Origin of the sequence: Halobacteriovorax marinus SJ (assembly GCF_000210915.2) — a bacterium.
Lineage (GTDB): Bacteria > Bdellovibrionota > Bacteriovoracia > Bacteriovoracales > Bacteriovoracaceae > Halobacteriovorax > Halobacteriovorax marinus.
Genome location: NC_016620.1, coordinates 2,578,546 through 2,595,944, shown reverse-complemented (window position 1 = coordinate 2,595,944; position 17,399 = coordinate 2,578,546). Strand labels below are relative to the sequence as shown.

At 36.7% G+C, this 17,399-nt stretch carries 16 protein-coding genes and 1 tRNA gene; 11 read left to right on the top strand and 6 right to left on the bottom strand.

From position 1 onward, the window contains the following. The gene (locus tag BMS_RS12335; RefSeq protein ID WP_014245153.1) at positions 1-1,761 is read left to right on the top strand and encodes an ABC transporter ATP-binding protein; all 1,761 of its coding nucleotides are present in this window, start codon (positions 1-3) and stop codon (positions 1,759-1,761) included. Here BMS_RS12335 and BMS_RS12330 read toward each other — a convergent pair whose 3' ends face one another. Genes BMS_RS12330 through BMS_RS12320 form a run of 3 tightly spaced genes read right to left on the bottom strand, consistent with a single transcriptional unit; the run spans position 1,762 to position 3,111 of the window. After that, a complete protein-coding gene (locus tag BMS_RS12330) occupies positions 1,762-2,472 on the bottom strand; it encodes a substrate-binding periplasmic protein (protein WP_014245152.1) in 711 nt (236 codons plus the stop codon). It lies immediately after the preceding gene. A gap of 28 nt (positions 2,473-2,500) precedes the next feature. Further along, positions 2,501-2,845: a hypothetical protein gene (locus BMS_RS12325; protein ID WP_014245151.1), complete on the bottom strand. Its 345-nt coding sequence runs from the start codon at positions 2,843-2,845 to the stop codon at positions 2,501-2,503. After that, a complete protein-coding gene (locus BMS_RS12320) occupies positions 2,842-3,111 on the bottom strand; it encodes a hypothetical protein (RefSeq protein WP_044557589.1) in 270 nt (89 codons plus the stop codon). The genes BMS_RS12325 and BMS_RS12320 overlap by 4 nt, the downstream gene beginning before the upstream one ends. Before the next feature lie 68 nt (positions 3,112-3,179). On the opposite strand from BMS_RS12320, the gene BMS_RS12315 reads away from it, so the two are divergent. The 9 genes from BMS_RS12315 (at position 3,180) to BMS_RS12275 (ending at position 12,863) form a co-directional block, all read left to right on the top strand. Then, on the top strand, positions 3,180-3,953 hold the full coding sequence (locus BMS_RS12315; RefSeq protein WP_014245150.1) for a tetratricopeptide repeat protein: 774 nt from the start codon (positions 3,180-3,182) through the stop codon (positions 3,951-3,953). Further along, on the top strand, positions 3,953-6,085 hold the full coding sequence (locus tag BMS_RS12310; RefSeq protein ID WP_014245149.1) for a LysM peptidoglycan-binding domain-containing protein: 2,133 nt from the start codon (positions 3,953-3,955) through the stop codon (positions 6,083-6,085). Before BMS_RS12315 ends, BMS_RS12310 begins: the two co-directional genes overlap by 1 nt. Positions 6,086-6,167: 82 nt before the next feature. After that, positions 6,168-8,699: a type I DNA topoisomerase gene (topA, locus tag BMS_RS12305; protein ID WP_052590680.1), complete on the top strand. Its 2,532-nt coding sequence runs from the start codon at positions 6,168-6,170 to the stop codon at positions 8,697-8,699. Then, positions 8,699-9,670 carry a DUF368 domain-containing protein gene (locus BMS_RS12300; RefSeq protein ID WP_014245147.1) on the top strand — a complete coding sequence of 324 codons (972 nt, stop codon included), beginning with the start codon at positions 8,699-8,701 and terminating at the stop codon, positions 9,668-9,670. Before topA ends, BMS_RS12300 begins: the two co-directional genes overlap by 1 nt. Before the next feature lie 5 nt (positions 9,671-9,675). Then, positions 9,676-9,752, top strand: a tRNA-Arg gene (locus BMS_RS12295). A 36-nt stretch (positions 9,753-9,788) separates the two neighbouring features. Further along, complete coding sequence (locus BMS_RS12290; protein ID WP_014245146.1) at positions 9,789-10,160, top strand: hypothetical protein; 372 nt, start codon at positions 9,789-9,791, stop codon at positions 10,158-10,160. Next, on the top strand, positions 10,160-10,510 hold the full coding sequence (locus BMS_RS12285; RefSeq protein WP_014245145.1) for a hypothetical protein: 351 nt from the start codon (positions 10,160-10,162) through the stop codon (positions 10,508-10,510). Before BMS_RS12290 ends, BMS_RS12285 begins: the two co-directional genes overlap by 1 nt. Before the next feature lie 4 nt (positions 10,511-10,514). After that, positions 10,515-10,784, top strand: a complete 270-nt coding sequence (locus BMS_RS12280) for a TMEM165/GDT1 family protein (protein ID WP_014245144.1) — start codon at positions 10,515-10,517, stop codon at positions 10,782-10,784. 99 nt (positions 10,785-10,883) lie between these two features. Next, on the top strand, positions 10,884-12,863 hold the full coding sequence (locus BMS_RS12275; protein ID WP_014245143.1) for an ATP-binding protein: 1,980 nt from the start codon (positions 10,884-10,886) through the stop codon (positions 12,861-12,863). Here the strand turns inward: BMS_RS12275 and BMS_RS12270 are convergent. The 3 genes from BMS_RS12270 to BMS_RS12260 form a co-directional block, all read right to left on the bottom strand. Beyond that, positions 12,860-13,405: a pentapeptide repeat-containing protein gene (locus BMS_RS12270; protein ID WP_014245142.1), complete on the bottom strand. Its 546-nt coding sequence runs from the start codon at positions 13,403-13,405 to the stop codon at positions 12,860-12,862. The two genes, BMS_RS12275 and BMS_RS12270, sit on opposite strands and share 4 nt — an antisense overlap. 86 nt (positions 13,406-13,491) lie before the next feature. After that, positions 13,492-14,712, bottom strand: a complete 1,221-nt coding sequence (locus BMS_RS12265; protein WP_014245141.1) for a hypothetical protein — start codon at positions 14,710-14,712, stop codon at positions 13,492-13,494. After that, positions 14,709-15,224: a L,D-transpeptidase family protein gene (locus BMS_RS12260; protein WP_014245140.1), complete on the bottom strand. Its 516-nt coding sequence runs from the start codon at positions 15,222-15,224 to the stop codon at positions 14,709-14,711. The genes BMS_RS12265 and BMS_RS12260 overlap by 4 nt, the downstream gene beginning before the upstream one ends. A gap of 175 nt (positions 15,225-15,399) precedes the next feature. Here BMS_RS12260 and BMS_RS12255 point away from each other — a divergent pair, with 175 nt between their 5' ends. Then, positions 15,400-17,361, top strand: a complete 1,962-nt coding sequence (locus BMS_RS12255; RefSeq protein WP_014245139.1) for a hypothetical protein — start codon at positions 15,400-15,402, stop codon at positions 17,359-17,361. Positions 17,362-17,399 lie beyond the last annotated feature (38 nt).

Genomic DNA, 17,399 nt, shown 5'->3' with positions numbered 1-17,399 from the left:
TTGAAAGAAGAGACCACACCACTTAAGAGATTATTGAAATATATGAAGGCCAGACGAGGAACAGTCTGGCTTGCAACTATATATTCAATTCTAAATAAAATATTTGATATTGCCCCACCGCTTCTTATTGGGATGACTGTAGATGTTGTTGTAAAAAAAGAAGACTCATTTGTTGCAGGCTTTGGCTTTCATACAATGATGGAGCAGATCTATGCTATTGCTGGACTAACGATTGTGGTCTGGGTACTAGAGTCATTCTTTGAATATTTATTAAAAGTAAAGTGGAGAGGTCTCGCACAAAACGTTCAAAATGATTTAAGACTAGATACATATAATCATGTTCAAAAGTTAGAGCTAAGTTACTTCGAAAATAAGAGTACGGGGAATCTGATCTCAATTATGAATGATGATGTTAATCAACTGGAGAGGTTTCTTGATGATGGAGCAAATTCTCTTATTCAAGTCGCAACGACAGTCATTAGTATTGGAATCATCTTCTTTTACTTTTCGCCACTAATTGCAGCTCTCTCATTTCTACCTGTACCAATGGTTTTATTTGGTTCTTATTTCTTTCAAAAGAGAATTGAAAAGAGGTATCGAAGCGTTAGAGATAATGCAGGACTTTTAAATAGTATATTGAATAATAACTTGGCAGGAATTGCGACAATTAAAAGTTATTGTGCTGAGGTTTTTGAAGCAAAACGCATTAAAGAGCAGAGTACTAGCTATGCTATGGCAAACTTCTCTGCGATTAAGTTAAGCTCTCTTTTTTCACCTCTCATTCGAATGGTTATTCTTTGTGGATTTCTGATGACGATGATCGTTGGGGCTAATAAAGTTCAAAGTGGAGCACTTGAGATTGGTTCATATAGTGTACTTATATTTTTAACTCAGAGACTTCTTTGGCCTTTAACTTCATTAGGTCAAACATATGATCTCTTTCAAAGAGCGATGGCCTCGGCAAATAGAATTTTTGATCTTATGGAAACACCTCTAGGTATTAAAGATGGCGATGCAATAAGTGATGAGGAAGTAGAGAGCATTCACTTTAATAATATAAGCTTTGCTTACGAAGAGGGATTTAACGTTTTAAATGGAATAGATATAAAAGTTGATTCTGGTAAAACAATTGCTATCGTTGGCTCAACGGGATCTGGAAAAAGTACTCTCGTAAAGCTACTTCTTAGATTCTATGATTGCACAAAAGGAGCAATCGAGTTGGGAAGTCATAGACTGACTGAAATTTCTCAACAAGACCTCAGAAAGAAAATTTCCTATGTTGGGCAAGATAATTATCTCTTTCACGGAACAGTCGAAGAGAATATTGCTTACGGAATAGAAAATGCAAATAGAGAAGAGATTATTAAGGCGGCCAAAACGGCAGAAGCTCATGAATTCATAATGTCCCTTCCAAATGGTTATCAAACTCTAGTAGGAGAGAGGGGGCAGAAGCTCTCTGGTGGACAGAGACAGAGAATCTCTATTGCCAGGGCCGTAATGAAGAATTCTCCAATCTTTATTTTTGATGAAGCGACTTCCGCTGTCGATAATGAAACAGAAGCAGCGATTCAAAGGTCACTTAATAAGATCACCAATGAAAAGACTACTATAATGATTGCCCATAGGCTTTCAACAATTAGACATGCTCATCAAATTTATGTTTTAGAAAAAGGTGTCGTCACTGAAAACGGAACTCACGAAGAGCTACTTGCCAAAGGTGGGATGTATAAGAGTCTGTGGAGTGTTCAAACTGGTGAATAATTAGAATTGAGCTAGTTTATTATAAACACCATTGGCCTTTATGATTCTAAGGCCTTCATCTAATTTCTTAGAAAGAGCTTTTGACTTAGCAGATTTCAAATTAAATCCAACATAGATATCGCTCATATGATTGGGAATTGTTCTCTTGATTTCTTTTGCTCTAGGATTACCTTTAAGGTGATATTTCGCAACATTATCAAACATGATTGTAAGAGTTGCCCTCTTGTTTAGAATCATTTTAATAATCTGCTTTTGGTTATTAACGTAGAATAACTTGAAGTGATTTTTTATTTTATCGAAGTTATCCCCGTATTCATAACCTCTAATTAAAACTAAAGTTGTACCTTTTGGAATCTCATGAATGGCTTCATACTTCAAAGGAGTTTCTCTATGTTGAAAGAAAGAAGCTTGCGATTTTAAAATTGGTTCTTCACCAAAGTGAAAGAGCTTCTTAGTGCTCTCTTGTTTGGTAACATTGTAGCAGCCATCGTATTCTCCAGTTTGTACAACTCGAAGGGCCCTAGCGTAGGGGAAGACACTGACCTTTGCTTCTACATCAACTGCCTTAAATGCTGCCTTTATAATATTGGTTGAAATTCCTTTTCCATTTTCATCTGAGTATGGTGGCCAACTGTCTTCAACGGCTAGGTTTGCCACTAGTGCATTTGCGGAAAAAGTGAGGAGTAAATAGAGTAAAATAAATTTATTCATACTTATATATTAATATAAAAACATGAATTTAGTATGGGTAAAAGCACTCAAAATCAATAAACCTGATCTTCTTGCCCATGAGAACTTTCATATTTCCAGAGTATTTCTCTTTTCTTTCTTCTGGAGCTAATGTCTCTTCATTTACTATTTTATAAGGAGCTGGGTGACATACAGAGCGCATTCTAGCAATGGCCTTATTTCTTCTCATCTTTGTAAGGTGTTCAATTCCATAAGGGTTGTAAACAACAGTTCCACCAACATTTCTTCCTTTCTTAGTAAGAATAATCTCAAGTTCTGGAGCTATTCCCTTAGTCACACTTCCGCATCCGGAAAATATTGCCGCAACAAATGTAAGTAGAAATAGTTTTTTCATAGCGAATCCTCTTTCGTTTCATCCAGTAGTACTTCAAAGCTAACATTTTTGCTAAGCGTGTCAAGTACAGAGCGCATTTCGCTCTCAAGACTCTGATGGGCCTTTATAGTAATGTCTCGGTAGCTTTCCCTTAACGAATCTTCTAGTGTCGAGTAGAAACACAGGCCTTCATTTGCCTCCAATTGGAAGTATGTAAATGCTGCATCAGCTTTCGGGACTCTAATAATTAAGTGAATAACTTGGGTATTATTATCTAAGTTGGTCATTGCGTTGCCACCAATTTCATTTTCTATTACTATATTATTAAGAGCTTATATGTCATGGAGGACGAAAAGTGAAAAGTATTTCTGAAAAATTCTTGAATAGACGTGTATTCACACGAGGAATTCAAAGTTTTCTACCTTTATTATTTATTCTTTCACTTACTTCGTGTTCATGGATTAGCAGTAAGCGCAGCCTCTTTGGAGATGAGACTGTAGAGAGTGCTCAAGAGAAAAGAAGTGAGAAGCTTCAATCAGTTCCAAAAGAGCAATACGAACAACTACAAAGAAAGTATAACGAGCTACTAGCAAAGTCCAAGAGTACGCCAGTCCCTGTAGAGCAACAGGCTCCTCAATTATCATCAGAAGAAATTGTAAATCAACTTAGCCAGGCTAAAGAGAGTAGTGATCTTGTTGAGACAGTAGATGTTTTTTCCGGAGAGCCAATTGCTAAGAAGGTGAACTCTATTGACTCAAGAGCTACGGTAGCTCCTGTGGTTGTTCCGCCATCGGAGATTGAGGCCCAGATTATAAGTCTTGAAAGAGCGAGAGCATTGAGTTCTCAAAATAAGTTTGATCAATCACTTACTATTTTAAAAGAACTGGAAAAGTCTAATGTAAGGCAGATTAAGGTGAGAGCAAAGTTTGAAATTGGCGAGCTACTCTTCATTCAAGGGGAGTTTGACTTAGCGATGCAAGTCTTTGAAGAGATCATTCATAAGGAAGCCTTCTCTGGTGTAGTGCTAAAAGTTTTAGGAAGACTTATCGTTTGTAGTGAGAAATTAAAACTCTCTAAGAAGAAGCAAAAGTATTATTCAATCCTTCACGATTTTTTTGAGCAGGCATAATGAAGAAAAAGAAGTTACTAAATTTATTAATACTTCTGGTAATTGGTCATTCGACCATGGCGCAAGACTTAGACGGTCTTGAGTTAATGGATGATTCAGATATTTCCATTTTAAAAGAAGATGCAGCTCCAGCGAGTAATTCGCTAGATCTATCTACATTAGAGGAAATAGATGATTTAGAATCGCTGAAGGAAGATGTTGGCGAAGCTGTTTTTTCAGTAGGCGATAAGAAAAAGAAGAATACAGAAATCCCTCTTATGGACGAAGATCCAGATATATTGATTAAAGAAAATGTTAAGCTCACTAATGGTGATACAAGAGAATCATCTAGAAATAATGAAACAGAAATCTTTGATGTGGGATCTGAGGAGAGTAAGTTATTAGAGCTTTCAAAGTATGTTGAGACAAAAATTCCTGCAAAGGAATGGCAAGAGATCTCAACAGGGTCTAACCTTGATAAGTACGTAGTTCAAGAAGGTGACTGGCTTTGGAAGATTTCTCAAAAACTTTTTGGATCTGGTTTCTACTATTCTAAAATCTGGTCACTAAACCCACATATCACTAACCCTCACGAAATTGAGCCCGGTATGGTCTTGGCCTTTGATACAGGAAGCTCTGATGAGATGCCTTCTATTGAAGTGAGCTCTTTTGATGAAGCCCTCAATCCTTCAAAGAAGGGTGGGAATGATGGAGTAAAGTCTAAGAAGTTAGACTTCACTTCATTTGGAGAAGATGTAGAGCCTGCATGGATTAAAGAGAGAAATAAATTAATCTCTGAAGGTGCATATTTTCAATACGCTTCTGTTGAGACTTATGAAGACTTATTTGAAATTGGAAACCTACAGCTTAGAAATGAGTATAAGAAATACGATCCACCGGTTCCAGATATTGTCATTCAAGAACCAGGGGATGAGTATGATAGCTCTGGGTTTGATAGAAGTTCGAGAATAACTTTTGATATAAAGGAAGGTTTCTACCTAAATACTTTTATAACGACTAACGTTGTTCAAGACCTAGGAGAGATTGAGGCGACTCAAAAAGAATCTATCTTCATTCAGAAGTTTGATAAAGTTTATGTGAAATTTGATAACTCTGTGAAAGTAAAACCAGGCGATAAGTTTTCGATTTACTCAGCTGCGGGAAAGAGTTCACATCCAATATCAGATCGTTCTGGTTATAAGTACTATATTTCAGGTCAGGTTAAGGCGGTTAGAAAAATTAATCACCTATGGGAGTGTGAGATTTTCGAATTAACAGGTCTTGTTTCAAGAAAAGATAGACTGACTGTTTATACTCCGAAGATTAATAGAATCACGAGAACATTTAATAAGAGAAATATTGAAGGTGCAATTGTTGATACTTTCAAAGATACAATTAATGGAATTTCATTTGGAGACGTAGTCTATTTAGATAGAGGACGAGCTGATGGAGTTGAGTTAGGAAATATCTTTGAGCTCTTCTCGTTTAAAGACTATGGGACAGAGAGAAAAATTACACCTGACCCAACGTATAAAATTGGTGAAGCTGTTGTCATAACTTTAACCGATAACTTTTCAACCATATTAATTACAAATAGTAAGCTCGATATTCCAGTGGCCACACTTGCTCTTTCTAAGACAGAGGAGCAGGCAGCGCGAGCGTCAATGCTTAGAAAAGGTGTAGATCTTGCTGAGGTAAGTGTTACTGAACAAAATGCGTTAGATGAGCTAGATGTTGAGTTAAACCTAGATGATATTTCAGAAGATTTACTCAAAGCAGCAGACCGCGTCCAACTTACGGATGATGAGCTTGAAGAGCTGGAGAGACAAGAGAGAGAAAAATCTATTATTAAAGATCATGAGAAAGATCTCTTAGAGCTTGAAAGACTTGAATCTGAAATCGTTGAAGCTGAAACAGCGCTAAATGAAGCGAGAGTTGATGAAGATAAGTACTTAGAGCAGCAAGACCTAGATTCAATTGAAGGTGCTCAGGCGAAACAAGATCCTGACGCATTCGAGTCATTAAATGATATTGAAAATGAAGCTGGACTCAAGTATATGGATGAAGACATTAATTCTAAAGAGAATCCATACGGTCTAACGGAATTTGATCTAGAAGAGATTGACGAGTTGTTAAATACTGACACATTATAGAAGTCTCTTAAATAAGAAATTGTGCAATTAGTTAGTTAGGGTGAAGCGTGCTTCACCCTTTCATTTAAATAAGGATGTTATTATGGCCAGCTCAGAAGCTGTTGAAGAAACAAAGTCTTCAAAGAAAACAGCAAAAAAGACCGCCAAGGCTTCTTCTAAAAAGAAGACGACAAAGAAGAAAACGACAACTTCTAAGAAGAAAACTGCAAAAAAGAAAACAGCAAAGACTACTAAGAAGAAGACTACTAAGAAAAGAGATCTTGGGGACTATAGTCTTGTTATTGTGGAATCACCATCCAAAGCGAAGACAATTAAGAAATACCTTGGGAAAGGTTATCAAGTTGTGGCCTCTAATGGTCATATTAAAGATCTTCCAAAATCTAAGCTTGGTGTCGACATTAAAGAGAACTTTCAAATTGACCTTGTTCCAATAACAGGAAAGAAAGATAAAATTGAAAGAATTCAAGAGTTGGCCAAGGATGCGACTGCTATCTATCTTGCTCCCGATATGGACCGCGAGGGGGAGGCGATCGCTCACCATTTAGCTGAAGAAATTGGAAAGAAGAAGAAAATGTATCGTGTTGTTTTTAATGCGGTAACAAAGTCTGCAGTAAATAATGCAATAGAAAATCCAACAGAATTAAATAAGTCTATGTATGAGTCTCAACAAACGAGAAGAATTCTAGACCGTCTGGTGGGATATAAAATTTCACCAATACTTTGGGATAAGGTTCAGCGAGGGATTTCTGCGGGTAGAGTTCAATCTGTTGCCCTTAGAATTATTGTTGAAAGAGAAGATGAGATCAATGCCTTTGAACCTGAGCAGTGGTTTTCTATTCATGGTGTCTGCGAAAAAGACGCCCAGAAATTTGAAGTTAAATATTACGGAGAGTCAGCGACAAAGAAAACTGACTTAACTGAAAAAGATCTTGTAGATAAAATTCTTTCTGATGTTAAAGGAAAGAGCCTCGATGTTATTGATGTAAAGAAGAAGGAGAGGAAACAAAACCCAACTCCTCCATTTACAACATCAAAGCTTCAACAGGAAGCCGCTAATAAGTTAGGCTTTACTGCTAAGAGAACGATGATGACAGCTCAAAAGCTCTACGAAGGTATCCAGCTTACTGAGCATGGTATGCAAGGTCTTATTACATATATGAGAACTGACTCTGTTAGAACTGCTCCAGAAGCAATGGGAGCACTGAGAGAGTTTATTCTTGATAAGTACGGAAAAGATTATTTATCGGTTGAGCCTATCGAGTATAAGAAAAAGGGAAGCTCTAAAGTTCAGGATGCTCACGAGGCCATCCGTCCAACTAACTTAGCTTTTACACCTGACTCCGTTAGAGGAGATCTTGAGCCTGATCAGCAGAAGCTCTATGAACTTATTTGGAATAAATTTATTTCATCTCAAATGAGTCAAGCGATTATAGATCAGACTACAGTTATGATGGAGCGAGAAGGGCATTTCTTTAAGGCCAATGGGTCTATTATTAAATTCCCTGGTTTTAGAACTGTATACCTAGAAGCCGCAGCAGAGAAGAGATCTCGAAAAGGCGGAGATGATGAGGATGATAACGATGCAGGTGAAGTAAAGAGTGGACTATTACCTGTTATAAATACGGGAGAGAGTTTTACTCCAATCGAAGGTCCAACTGAGCAAGAGCATTGGACGTCACCACCTCCAAGATTTAATGAAGCTTCACTTGTTAAATCATTAGAGGAGTTTGGTATTGGTAGACCATCTACATACGCTGCGATTATTTCAAATATTCAAGATAGAGGATATGTTGAAAAAACTGAAAACCGCTTCCTTCCAACTGAGTTAGGAATTGTCGTTTGTAGAATGCTGGTAGAGAGTTTTCCAAACGTAATGGATATCAAGTTTACAGCAGGTGTTGAAGAGCTGCTGGATCAAATTGAAGACGGGACAATTAAGTATAAGAAAGTTTTAAAAGAGTTTTGGAAAGAGTTTGAAGTAACTCTTGAAAAAGCCAAAGAAGAAATGAAGAACCTTAAGAAGCAATTGATCCCAACAGGTATAAATTGTTTGAAGTGTGAGGACGGAGAGTACCATATTAAATGGGGGAGAAATGGACAGTTCTTTGCTTGTTCAAATTATCCAGACTGTAACTCGACACAGGACTTCAAAAAGCACTTAGATGGAAGCTATGAAATATTACCTAAGAATTGGTTCCATGATAATTGTCCAAATTGCCAAAAGAGATTAGAAGTTAAAAAAGGTAAGTATGGTAGGTTCGTACGTTGTGAAGATTACCCTCAATGTGACACAACATTACCTTATACATTAGATATTACTTGTCCTGAATGTAATGTTGGAAAGTTTGCTGAGAAGAAGAGTCGCTACGGGAAAATTTTCTATGGTTGCTCTAATTATCCAAATTGTGAAAATGCTTCTTGGACTAAACCATATGTTCAAGACTGTCCTTCTTGTGGTTACGGAATTATGGGATTCAAAGAAACTAAGAGAGACGGAAAGCATTTAGAATGTGCCAAGTGTAAATTCAAATTAGAGTGGGAACAAACTAAGTACGGCAAAGAAGAGTTAGAGAAGCAGAGACAAGAAGAGGAAGCTCTAAAGGGTAGCCATTAATGAAAACTTGGAAAGAATCGTGGGAGGCAACTCCCGGTCCAAGGACTAAGAAAGAATACCTGATGCTCTCTCTAAAAGGTTTCTGTATGGGAACAGCAGATCTGATTCCAGGGGTTTCTGGTGGAACTGTTGCTTTTATTACTGGTATATATGAACCTCTATTAGAAGCTGTAGCCTCTATAAAGAAAAACTTCTTTGTAGATCTCGTGACTTTAAGATGGAAAGAGGCCTTAAGCTCAGTTCACTTAAGATTTATAATTCCTCTGGCATTTGGGATGATTTTTGCGATCCTCTCTCTAGCAAGAGTTATGCACTATCTTATTAAAGAGCAACCGATTCCAACTTGGTCTGCGTTCTTTGGTCTCATCGCTGCATCTATAATTGTAATCTGGAAAGATATTGATAAGCCGACAAAGCCGATGAATCTCATGTTCATTGCCATTGGTGCGGCCATAGCATGGGTCTTAGTTAGTTTGATTCCCGTGACGACGCCATTTGATTGGTGGTTTATCTATCTATGTGGAATTATCGGCATCACTGCAATGATTCTCCCTGGTTTAAGTGGTTCATTTCTTCTCCTAATTTTAGGGAAGTATGAATTTATCACAGGGGCCATTAAGAATCCTTTCTTACCTGAGAACATGGTTACAATAGGAATTTTTCTATGTGGGACAGCAACTGGACTTTTAGGATTTTCAAAGATTTTAAATTACTTCATGAAACACTTTAGAACTCAGACTATGGCCTTGTTGACAGGGATTCTTATTGGTTCAATGAAGAAAGTGTGGCCGTGGAAAGAAGTTCTAGAAACTAAAGTTATTAGAGGAAAGGTAAGAGTCCTTAGAGAGGCCAATATTTTTCCAAGTGATTTTGATTCTCAAACTTTCTTAGCGTTTGCTTTAATTATAATCTGCTTTACTGTAATCTTGATTATGGAGAGATATAGCTCTAAGAAAAATGAAGTGATTTAATCACCGGGGTGTTAGCTCAGCTGGATAGAGTAGGAGGCTTCGAACCTCTTGGTCGGGGGTTCGAATCCCTCACGCCCCGCCACTTTAAAGACTTCATTTTCTAGAGGACTAGCCTCATATGTTTAAATCTACACTACTACATTATATTATCGGCTACTCGCTCTCCTTCTTAGTTGGGTGCTTACTTTGCAATTATCTCTATATAAGTTTTGATCTTCCTATGGTTCTCTCTTCTTCATTGGTCGGATTACTAGGATCACTTATTTTCTATAAGAATAAAGAGGCTCAGGCATCTGTTTATTGTGGCTCATTTGCAGGTATGAGTGATCCGATGTTCTTTGGACATTGGGGAGAAATGATCCTCGTAAGTATTTTGGGAGGAGTCATTCTCTTTATTTTTAGAAAGAGGTTAATTGGTATGGGCGGTAAGTTAGGAGCTGTTGCCTTTACAAGTCTATTATCCGTTCTTTTATTGAGGGAGATCTTCTAATGGTTTACTCTCTATTTGCTTCACTCTTAACATATGAATTATCTAAGGTGAGTTTTATTGGGCCTATAAGAAGTTCCTCCCTTGTTGGAATTCTTATTTATTTGATATCTCTTTATTTAGACTTTCTAAACTCAAGTATACTCTTTGGGGCAACCTTTGTTGGGATGTGTAGTTCAAATAAAGTTAATAGAATAGAGCTTGTCATTGCTACAATAATATATCTATTTGCTTTTTCAGTGATGGAGCGCTACTTTAGCGGTGTCGGTGGACTATTAGGAATGAGCTCATTTATTGGCGTTTGTACTGTCTTTATCTTAAGAGCTCTCCACAGAAAACTTCTAAAAAGGTAAGAGAATGGATTGGTCAGTTTTTACAGCAACATTTATGACAATTTTTATTGCAGAAATTGGAGACAAGACGCAATTTGCTGCCCTCGCAGCAGCCTCTCAAACTAAATCGACCTACTCAGTTTTACTTGCAACTATTCTCGCCTTAGCTCTTGCTGGGACAATGGGTGTTGCATTTGGTTCGGTACTTGGTAAGTATATAGATCCTAATAAGATGAAGTATGCTTCAGGTTCAGCTTTTATTTTAATGGGAGCTTGGATTCTTTTAAAGAAGTAGATAAAAAAGCTCTGTTTTGATTACATTAATTTTATCTAAAGAACCAAAAAATATCATTTATTTCTTCAATCTTTCTTAAAGAATCCGAATAGTTATTCAATGAATGAAAAACCTAGATCTCATTTATCCTTCGAGCTATTGAAGTGGATTTTAATATGCTCAACTTTCTTCACCTTCCTTGGGGCCGGTGTACAGCTCTATACGGACTATAAGTCAGGTCTAAGAGTTATCAATTCTACTCTCTCTCAAATTAAGGATAGTTATGTGCAATCTATGTCTAATAGTTTGTGGAACTTGGATGATGAGCAAATATCGATTCAAATTAAAGGGATAAAGAAGCTTAAAGATATTCAATACATTAAGGTTTCAGAGAGAAGAAATAATACTTTCAAAGTTTACTCTGAAGTCGGTGAGTATAAAGATAAGAATGTAATTGAACAGGAGTATACTCTCGAGTACCGAAATGGTGATAACGTAAATAAAATTGGTAAGCTACAAGTACAAGCGACATTAGATGGTCTTTTTTCTAGACTCTTTGATAAGATCTTAGTGATTCTCATTACTCAAACAGTTAAAACATTTATCGTTTCATTTTGTATTCTCTATATCATTCATGTTCTTGTTTCCAAGAAAATTATGACTCTGGTCTCCTTCGCTAAGCAGTTAAGAATTAAAAACCTTGATGCGCCAATCAGTATAGATAGAGAAAGTAATAAATTGGATGAGATTGATGAGTTGGCAAAATCAATGAATCAGATGAGGGTGCATCTAAAACTCTCTGTCGATAAAATGAAGCGAAGTGAAAAGAATATTATTGAGGAAAGAGATTATTCCAATGGTCTAATAAACGGAAGTCCCTATATTATTTGTGGCCTAACACCTAAAGGAATAGTTAATTTTCTAAACCCTGTCGGGCTAAATATTACAGGCGTAAAGAGAAATGAAATTATCGGTCGTGACTTTTTTAAAACTCTTGGAATAGAAGGTAATGAGAGAGGGGTTAAAGAGTTCTTAGATGAAAGTAAATTTACAGAGGTAAAAGACTTTATTCTTCCGCTTAAGTCTAAGAGGGGAACTGAGGTTGTCATAAATTGGTCAACTCTCTTAAGGAGAAACGCTGAAGGTGATATCATTGAGATTATTGGGTTTGGATCTGATATTACTCAGAAGCACTTTGCTGAAAAAGAGCTAAAAAGATATCAACAGCAACTAGAGGTATTAGTTGAAAAGAGGACTGCTGAAGTTGAGCAGAAGAATGTAGAGCTAAGTGAAAACCTAGACGAGCTTAAGAATATGCAGACTAGGTTAGTTGCTCAAGAGAAGTTAGCATCACTTGGTAGCTTAACTTCAGGGATTGCTCACGAGTTAAATAATCCATTGAACTTTGTTATCAATTTCTCTCAAGCAAGCCAGGAGAGTTGTTCGGACATTGCAAAAGAGCTGGAGTCAAAGACCCCTGACTTTAGTGAGGTCAAAGAGTCTTTAGATGAATTAAAAGAATTTAGCAATATGATTCATATGCATGGAAAGAGAGCAGAGACGATTATCCGCTCAATGCTAGACCATTCAAGATCTAAAGAGTCTGAAAAGTCTTTAGAGGAAGTGAATAACTTAATTGAAGAGAATGTTAACTTTGCCTTTCATGCAATCAAGGCGAAGTATCATGGTTTTAATGCAAAGATCACACTAAGATTAGAAGACTCTTTACCAAAGGCAGAACTGGCCAAGGGGGAGTTTGGTAGAGTGTTATTGAATATGTTCACTAATGCTTTCTATTCAATGAACTTAAGAAAAGAGCAGGAGAAGGACCCTTATGAGGCAGAGCTAATTATAACTTCCCTGCAAGATTCTAAATTCATAATTATAAAGATTAGAGATAATGGAATTGGAATTGAAAAGGAAAAGTTGAAAGATGTCTTTGATCCATTCTATACGACAAAACCAACAGGAGAGGGAACCGGTTTAGGGCTCTCTCTCAGTCATGAAATTATTGTTGGTGTTCATCAAGGTGAGCTTGATATTGATAGTGAGCTCGGTGAGTTTGCAGAGTTTACAATTAAACTTCCAAAGAAGTCCTAGTTAACACCTACGAAATTCATACCTAAGCTATTTGCCTTGTCTCTTGAAAAAGGAAGAAGAGTATTAATATTATACTTTGCTCCTTTTAGATTACAGCTTTCGAAATTTACATTTCTAAGATCTGAATTAGAGAAGTTCGCACCTTTTAAATTACAATCAATAAATGTAGCACTAGTAAGTTTAGACCATCTAAAGTCTGAGTTTAGGGCCTTACACTTAACTAGAGTAGAGTGAGATAAGTCGACAAATTGAAAGTTAACATTCGAAATATTATCACTTAGAAATCTATTCTGTTGTAGGTTAGACCATGCAAAAGAAGACTTTTCTAAATTTGTATTTTGAAAAGAAGCCTTTTTAATATTGCACTTTTGTAAATTGGCCTTAGCAAGGTGTGAGTGTTTAACTTTTATCTTATCCATTTTAGAATTTTGGAAAGTAGACTTTGCCAAGTGGCAATTGTTGATACTTCCTAAGTTCTCAAAATTTTCGAGAGTAAAAGCGTTAATCTTCTTGTTTTTGATGCATTGTGTTTTTGTTTCCATATGTCAATCCTTCTGTGGAATGCAGAGGTATCGTACAAATAAAATTTAGGATTATCGAGTATTTTTCTTTAGAATTCGGTTTTTTCTTAATAAAAACTCTTGCAAGAGGTGTTTTGACCCGGTGCTCCCCACCTTTTGGCCACTGTGTCGTTGGGGTGAGAAGAGATTTGTCCCTTCATGGAAAGGTCGAAGAAATTTTTAAGATCGTATAATAGGTTTTCACCGTTTAGGTTAAGCCGAATATGACACATCTTTCTAAGCTCAAGGCGAGCTTCATCTGAATCGTTCTTTCTAAGGATTGAGTCCAATGCACTTGTGAGCTCATGGCTTAGTTCTGTTGCACTATTAGATCTTCTAATTTTCTTCCAACCGTAGAGAAGTCTCTTGATTCCATTGAGTAGGGACTTATCTCTTGAGGGGGTTGAGTGTTCATCGTACTCACTATAATTCATACAGCGATGTCCAATACTTTCTAAGTAGATCTGTGTAGAGTTAATTTCTCTATTCCTAAGCTTTAGTTGAGAGCAGAGGTTTCTCACTCTTCTTTTTAGATTTTCTTCGAGGCTATCCTCTTCAACTTTTAAATGATCTATAACTCTTGGAAAAAATGAATCTTCTCCAACTTGATTTAAGAGGTCGTATTGATTTAGTGAATAGTCCTCTAATTCATGAGCACTCATCGCTGCTGGCCTTATTCTTTTAAAGCCCCACGGTTTTCCACTTAGGACATGAAGAGGCATTCCTTCACGTACCTCTAGTTCTCTAACTTTCACTGGCGTTGTAGAGCTATAGAGGACAAGGTGACCAGTAGGTAAGACTTCTTTAATCATGGCCGCATGACGAATAAAGTTTCCATTGGTTTTCCAGCGAGAAATATAGAAATCCCCTGGCCTGATTTCTCTTAGATCAATTGGATAGGAATTATAGCGTGCGAGTCCCTCTGTACCAATGCTCTCTCCAAGGTAGTGAATAAAGCTCTTCACCCTCTGGACATCATCTTGAATTTGGTCAAATTTGTGAGAATCACTTGTAATAGAATGAGCACTTCCCTCAGAGAGCTGAAGTGAAAATTGAATTCTTCTCTCAAATGCAAAAATCACCTGCGCGGCAATGATGGCATCTGCACAATCTGTTTTTATATTTTCCCACTTCGATCCGACTTGAAATAGGTTGACGTTATACTCGTCGGAGGCAATCCAATTTGAGAACTCTTTACTACTCTCTTGCGTCCAAGCAGATTGAGAGTGCCAAACTTTTGCCTGTAATAAAGGAGAGATGAATAGAGTTAGTAGTAAAAATATTTTCATGGAAGTATTTCTATATCAGCACCGTTGGGAACAAGGTCCCATATTTCTTGCATATCTTTATTAGAGACAGCTATACAACCATTAGTCCAATCAGTCGATAGTAGAATGGATTCTGCAATTCTTCTCTCAAAGCTTGATAGCCTTTGTATTTTATTTGGAAGTCCATGGATAAATATATTATCTCCTGGATCAACACCCAAATCTCTTGAGTTTTGACGATCCTCTTTATTAGGGTAAGAAATGTGGAGGCTTAGAAAGTATGAGCTCTTAGGATTTCTCCAATTGATTTTATACTTTCCCTCTGGCGTTTTATTATCTCCTCTTTGCACCTTTGGCCCAATGGGTGATTGACCTAACATAACGTCATAAGTGCGAATAACTTCGCCTTTATGGTCGATAAGCTCCATCACACGATTTGATTTTCTAACTTCAACTCTCACAACTTTGGCCATCACTGCACTAGTGAAGAGGAAGCTTAGGAGTAGGGTAAGGGATAGTGTTATTTTTCTCATGGGCAGTATATAACTCTAAATGGTGGGCCAAACAAGTTAGCTTGTATATTTTACGCTGCCTAGTGGCGTATTATTAGTGACTTATGCCTTGACAGGGTCTGTAAAATCTCCAATGATCATCACCTTTTGAAAATAATTATTATATAGTTGATCGAATCTATACTTTGGAGAATCTATGAAGAATTGGGCCTTACTCACGCTACTAGCTACTGTTGTGAGTTTTTCAGCTAATGCTGGCTTAAGCGATGTTTTAAAACCATCAAATATTCAAGAGAGAGTAAAGGAAGAGGTTGCTGACCTAGATATTTCTTTTAGATTAGAACTCTTTGATGTCGATTTATTTGAAGGGCTAGGAATCTCATCTAGATACAGATATGAAGTTGAGCCGTCTTATATTGCAAATTACTTTACACGTGTTGATCGTTGGGAAGTTAAGACAGATATAAGAGCAGGGGATATTATTAAGGATTCTCTTGATACTCCAATTTATCTAAATATAGATAGAGACCAAAGTATTTACTTCGTAAGACAATTCAAATCAAAGTGGGAAGCGACAAAAGCTCTTCCATACTTACTCAATAGATTACCAATCAATGCGAAGAGAGCACTAGACTACCTTGCTCCTGGTGACTTTGTAAGTATCCCGTCTGATATGACAATTGCTTTCGGTGCTTCTGCTGGATTCTTAGATCATATTGATGGATTAGATGCAGATGCTAATCTCTATTACGTTTTAAAAGGTAAGTTCTTAATCCACGTCTTTAGAATGAAAGATAATAAGGTAAGAGTTAAGCTTATTGCTCAAAAGTCGAATGGGATTGGAGGAGATGCTTCAATTGGTGCTGATATCGAATTCTTCGGAGTATCAATTTTAGATAAGCAAATTAAAAAGATTTTCGAGCTAGACGCTCTTGAAATTGGAATGGGAAAAGGGAAAGGTTCTCAATTCTTAATAGATTATATTTTTGACTTAAACGATGAAAAAGCTAAAGAGGCTTATAACTCAATTCTCTCTTCGACATACAAGTTTAAAGATCTTGCAATTTTCCAAGAATTTGCAAATGAAAGAGAGCTTGAAATTAGATTACTATCTTCTTATGAAAAAGCAGATCAACTATCTAAAGAAGATGTTGATTTGAAAGAGAAGAGAGTCGAAAGAGTATTTAAAGGAACAAATAACTATGATTACGATAATAGTAAATTGAAGCTTGGAATGTTATTGGCCAGCTTTGATAGAGATGTATCGTATACAGAAAATCTTGTTTCATACGATGCTAATGATGGTGAGAAGCACTTCTTCTTCTACCCAATTCATACGAAATCAAAGAGTCAGCAAATTGGAATCAGTCCTTTCAAGTATAAAGAAAAGACTAAGCTTTCATACTTTGGTCTTGTGCCAATGAAAAATAAAGAAGATATGGGTTCAAACTTTTCAGATTATGGAGTGACTTACGATATTAAAGATAAGTACTTCAGACAAAGTGAACAAGTGAAGCTAAAGCAACTTGTTAGAGATAATATCCCAGCATCTATTTACGATGATATTGATTGGGCGGAGTTCGATGAGACGACAGCTCACAAATCAGCGAGAGGATTTTTCCAAGTTATCTTTAAAGCTGAAGCTTTTGAAGGATTACAGAATATTTCATATGATGATTTACATAGTAAGCTTGTAGAGTTTTATAAGAATAGAAAGAGACTTGTTGCTGGACCTGTTCATGGTGTTTGGAGAAGAATTTGGAGAACAATCACAATTCTTGGAATAACTGAGAGAATGTCGATTAAAAAAGTTGCTAAAGCTCTACACTCTGCAATGACAGATGTTGATCTAGGAGCAAAAGAGAGAGTTAGAAAATTACTTTCAATAAGAGAGAACGATCTCTTTGAAAAAGTGGGAATAGGTTTTTTAATTAGTCTTCTTCCTCAAGACAGTTTAGAAAACAAGATTTTTATCACATTAAATCTTCATGCTAGAGAAACTGAGAACGTAACATTGAAGTATGGAGATCAGAAGTTTTCTAAGATATATGAGGAACTTCGCTTTGCTCATGGGGCTATAAACGATCGCTCATGGGACTTAAGGGTTGCAAACGAGCAAGACTTATCAATGGAAGAAGAAGCACTTTTATTAAAATAACTTGAGGGCCTTAGGGCCCTTTTTTATTTGTCCTTGAG

Coding starts and splice junctions, on each gene's coding strand:
- BMS_RS12330 (WP_014245152.1), bottom strand. CDS start 2,472: ATGAATAAATTTATTTTACTCTATTTACTCCTCACTTTTTCCGCAAAT.
- BMS_RS12325 (WP_014245151.1), bottom strand. CDS start 2,845: ATGAAAAAACTATTTCTACTTACATTTGTTGCGGCAATATTTTCCGGA.
- BMS_RS12320 (WP_044557589.1), bottom strand. CDS start 3,111: ATGACCAACTTAGATAATAATACCCAAGTTATTCACTTAATTATTAGA.
- BMS_RS12310 (WP_014245149.1), top strand. CDS start 3,953: ATGAAGAAAAAGAAGTTACTAAATTTATTAATACTTCTGGTAATTGGT.
- topA (WP_052590680.1), top strand. CDS start 6,168: ATGGCCAGCTCAGAAGCTGTTGAAGAAACAAAGTCTTCAAAGAAAACA.
- BMS_RS12300 (WP_014245147.1), top strand. CDS start 8,699: ATGAAAACTTGGAAAGAATCGTGGGAGGCAACTCCCGGTCCAAGGACT.
- BMS_RS12290 (WP_014245146.1), top strand. CDS start 9,789: ATGTTTAAATCTACACTACTACATTATATTATCGGCTACTCGCTCTCC.
- BMS_RS12285 (WP_014245145.1), top strand. CDS start 10,160: ATGGTTTACTCTCTATTTGCTTCACTCTTAACATATGAATTATCTAAG.
- BMS_RS12280 (WP_014245144.1), top strand. CDS start 10,515: ATGGATTGGTCAGTTTTTACAGCAACATTTATGACAATTTTTATTGCA.
- BMS_RS12275 (WP_014245143.1), top strand. CDS start 10,884: ATGAATGAAAAACCTAGATCTCATTTATCCTTCGAGCTATTGAAGTGG.
- BMS_RS12270 (WP_014245142.1), bottom strand. CDS start 13,405: ATGGAAACAAAAACACAATGCATCAAAAACAAGAAGATTAACGCTTTT.
- BMS_RS12265 (WP_014245141.1), bottom strand. CDS start 14,712: ATGAAAATATTTTTACTACTAACTCTATTCATCTCTCCTTTATTACAG.
- BMS_RS12260 (WP_014245140.1), bottom strand. CDS start 15,224: ATGAGAAAAATAACACTATCCCTTACCCTACTCCTAAGCTTCCTCTTC.
- BMS_RS12255 (WP_014245139.1), top strand. CDS start 15,400: ATGAAGAATTGGGCCTTACTCACGCTACTAGCTACTGTTGTGAGTTTT.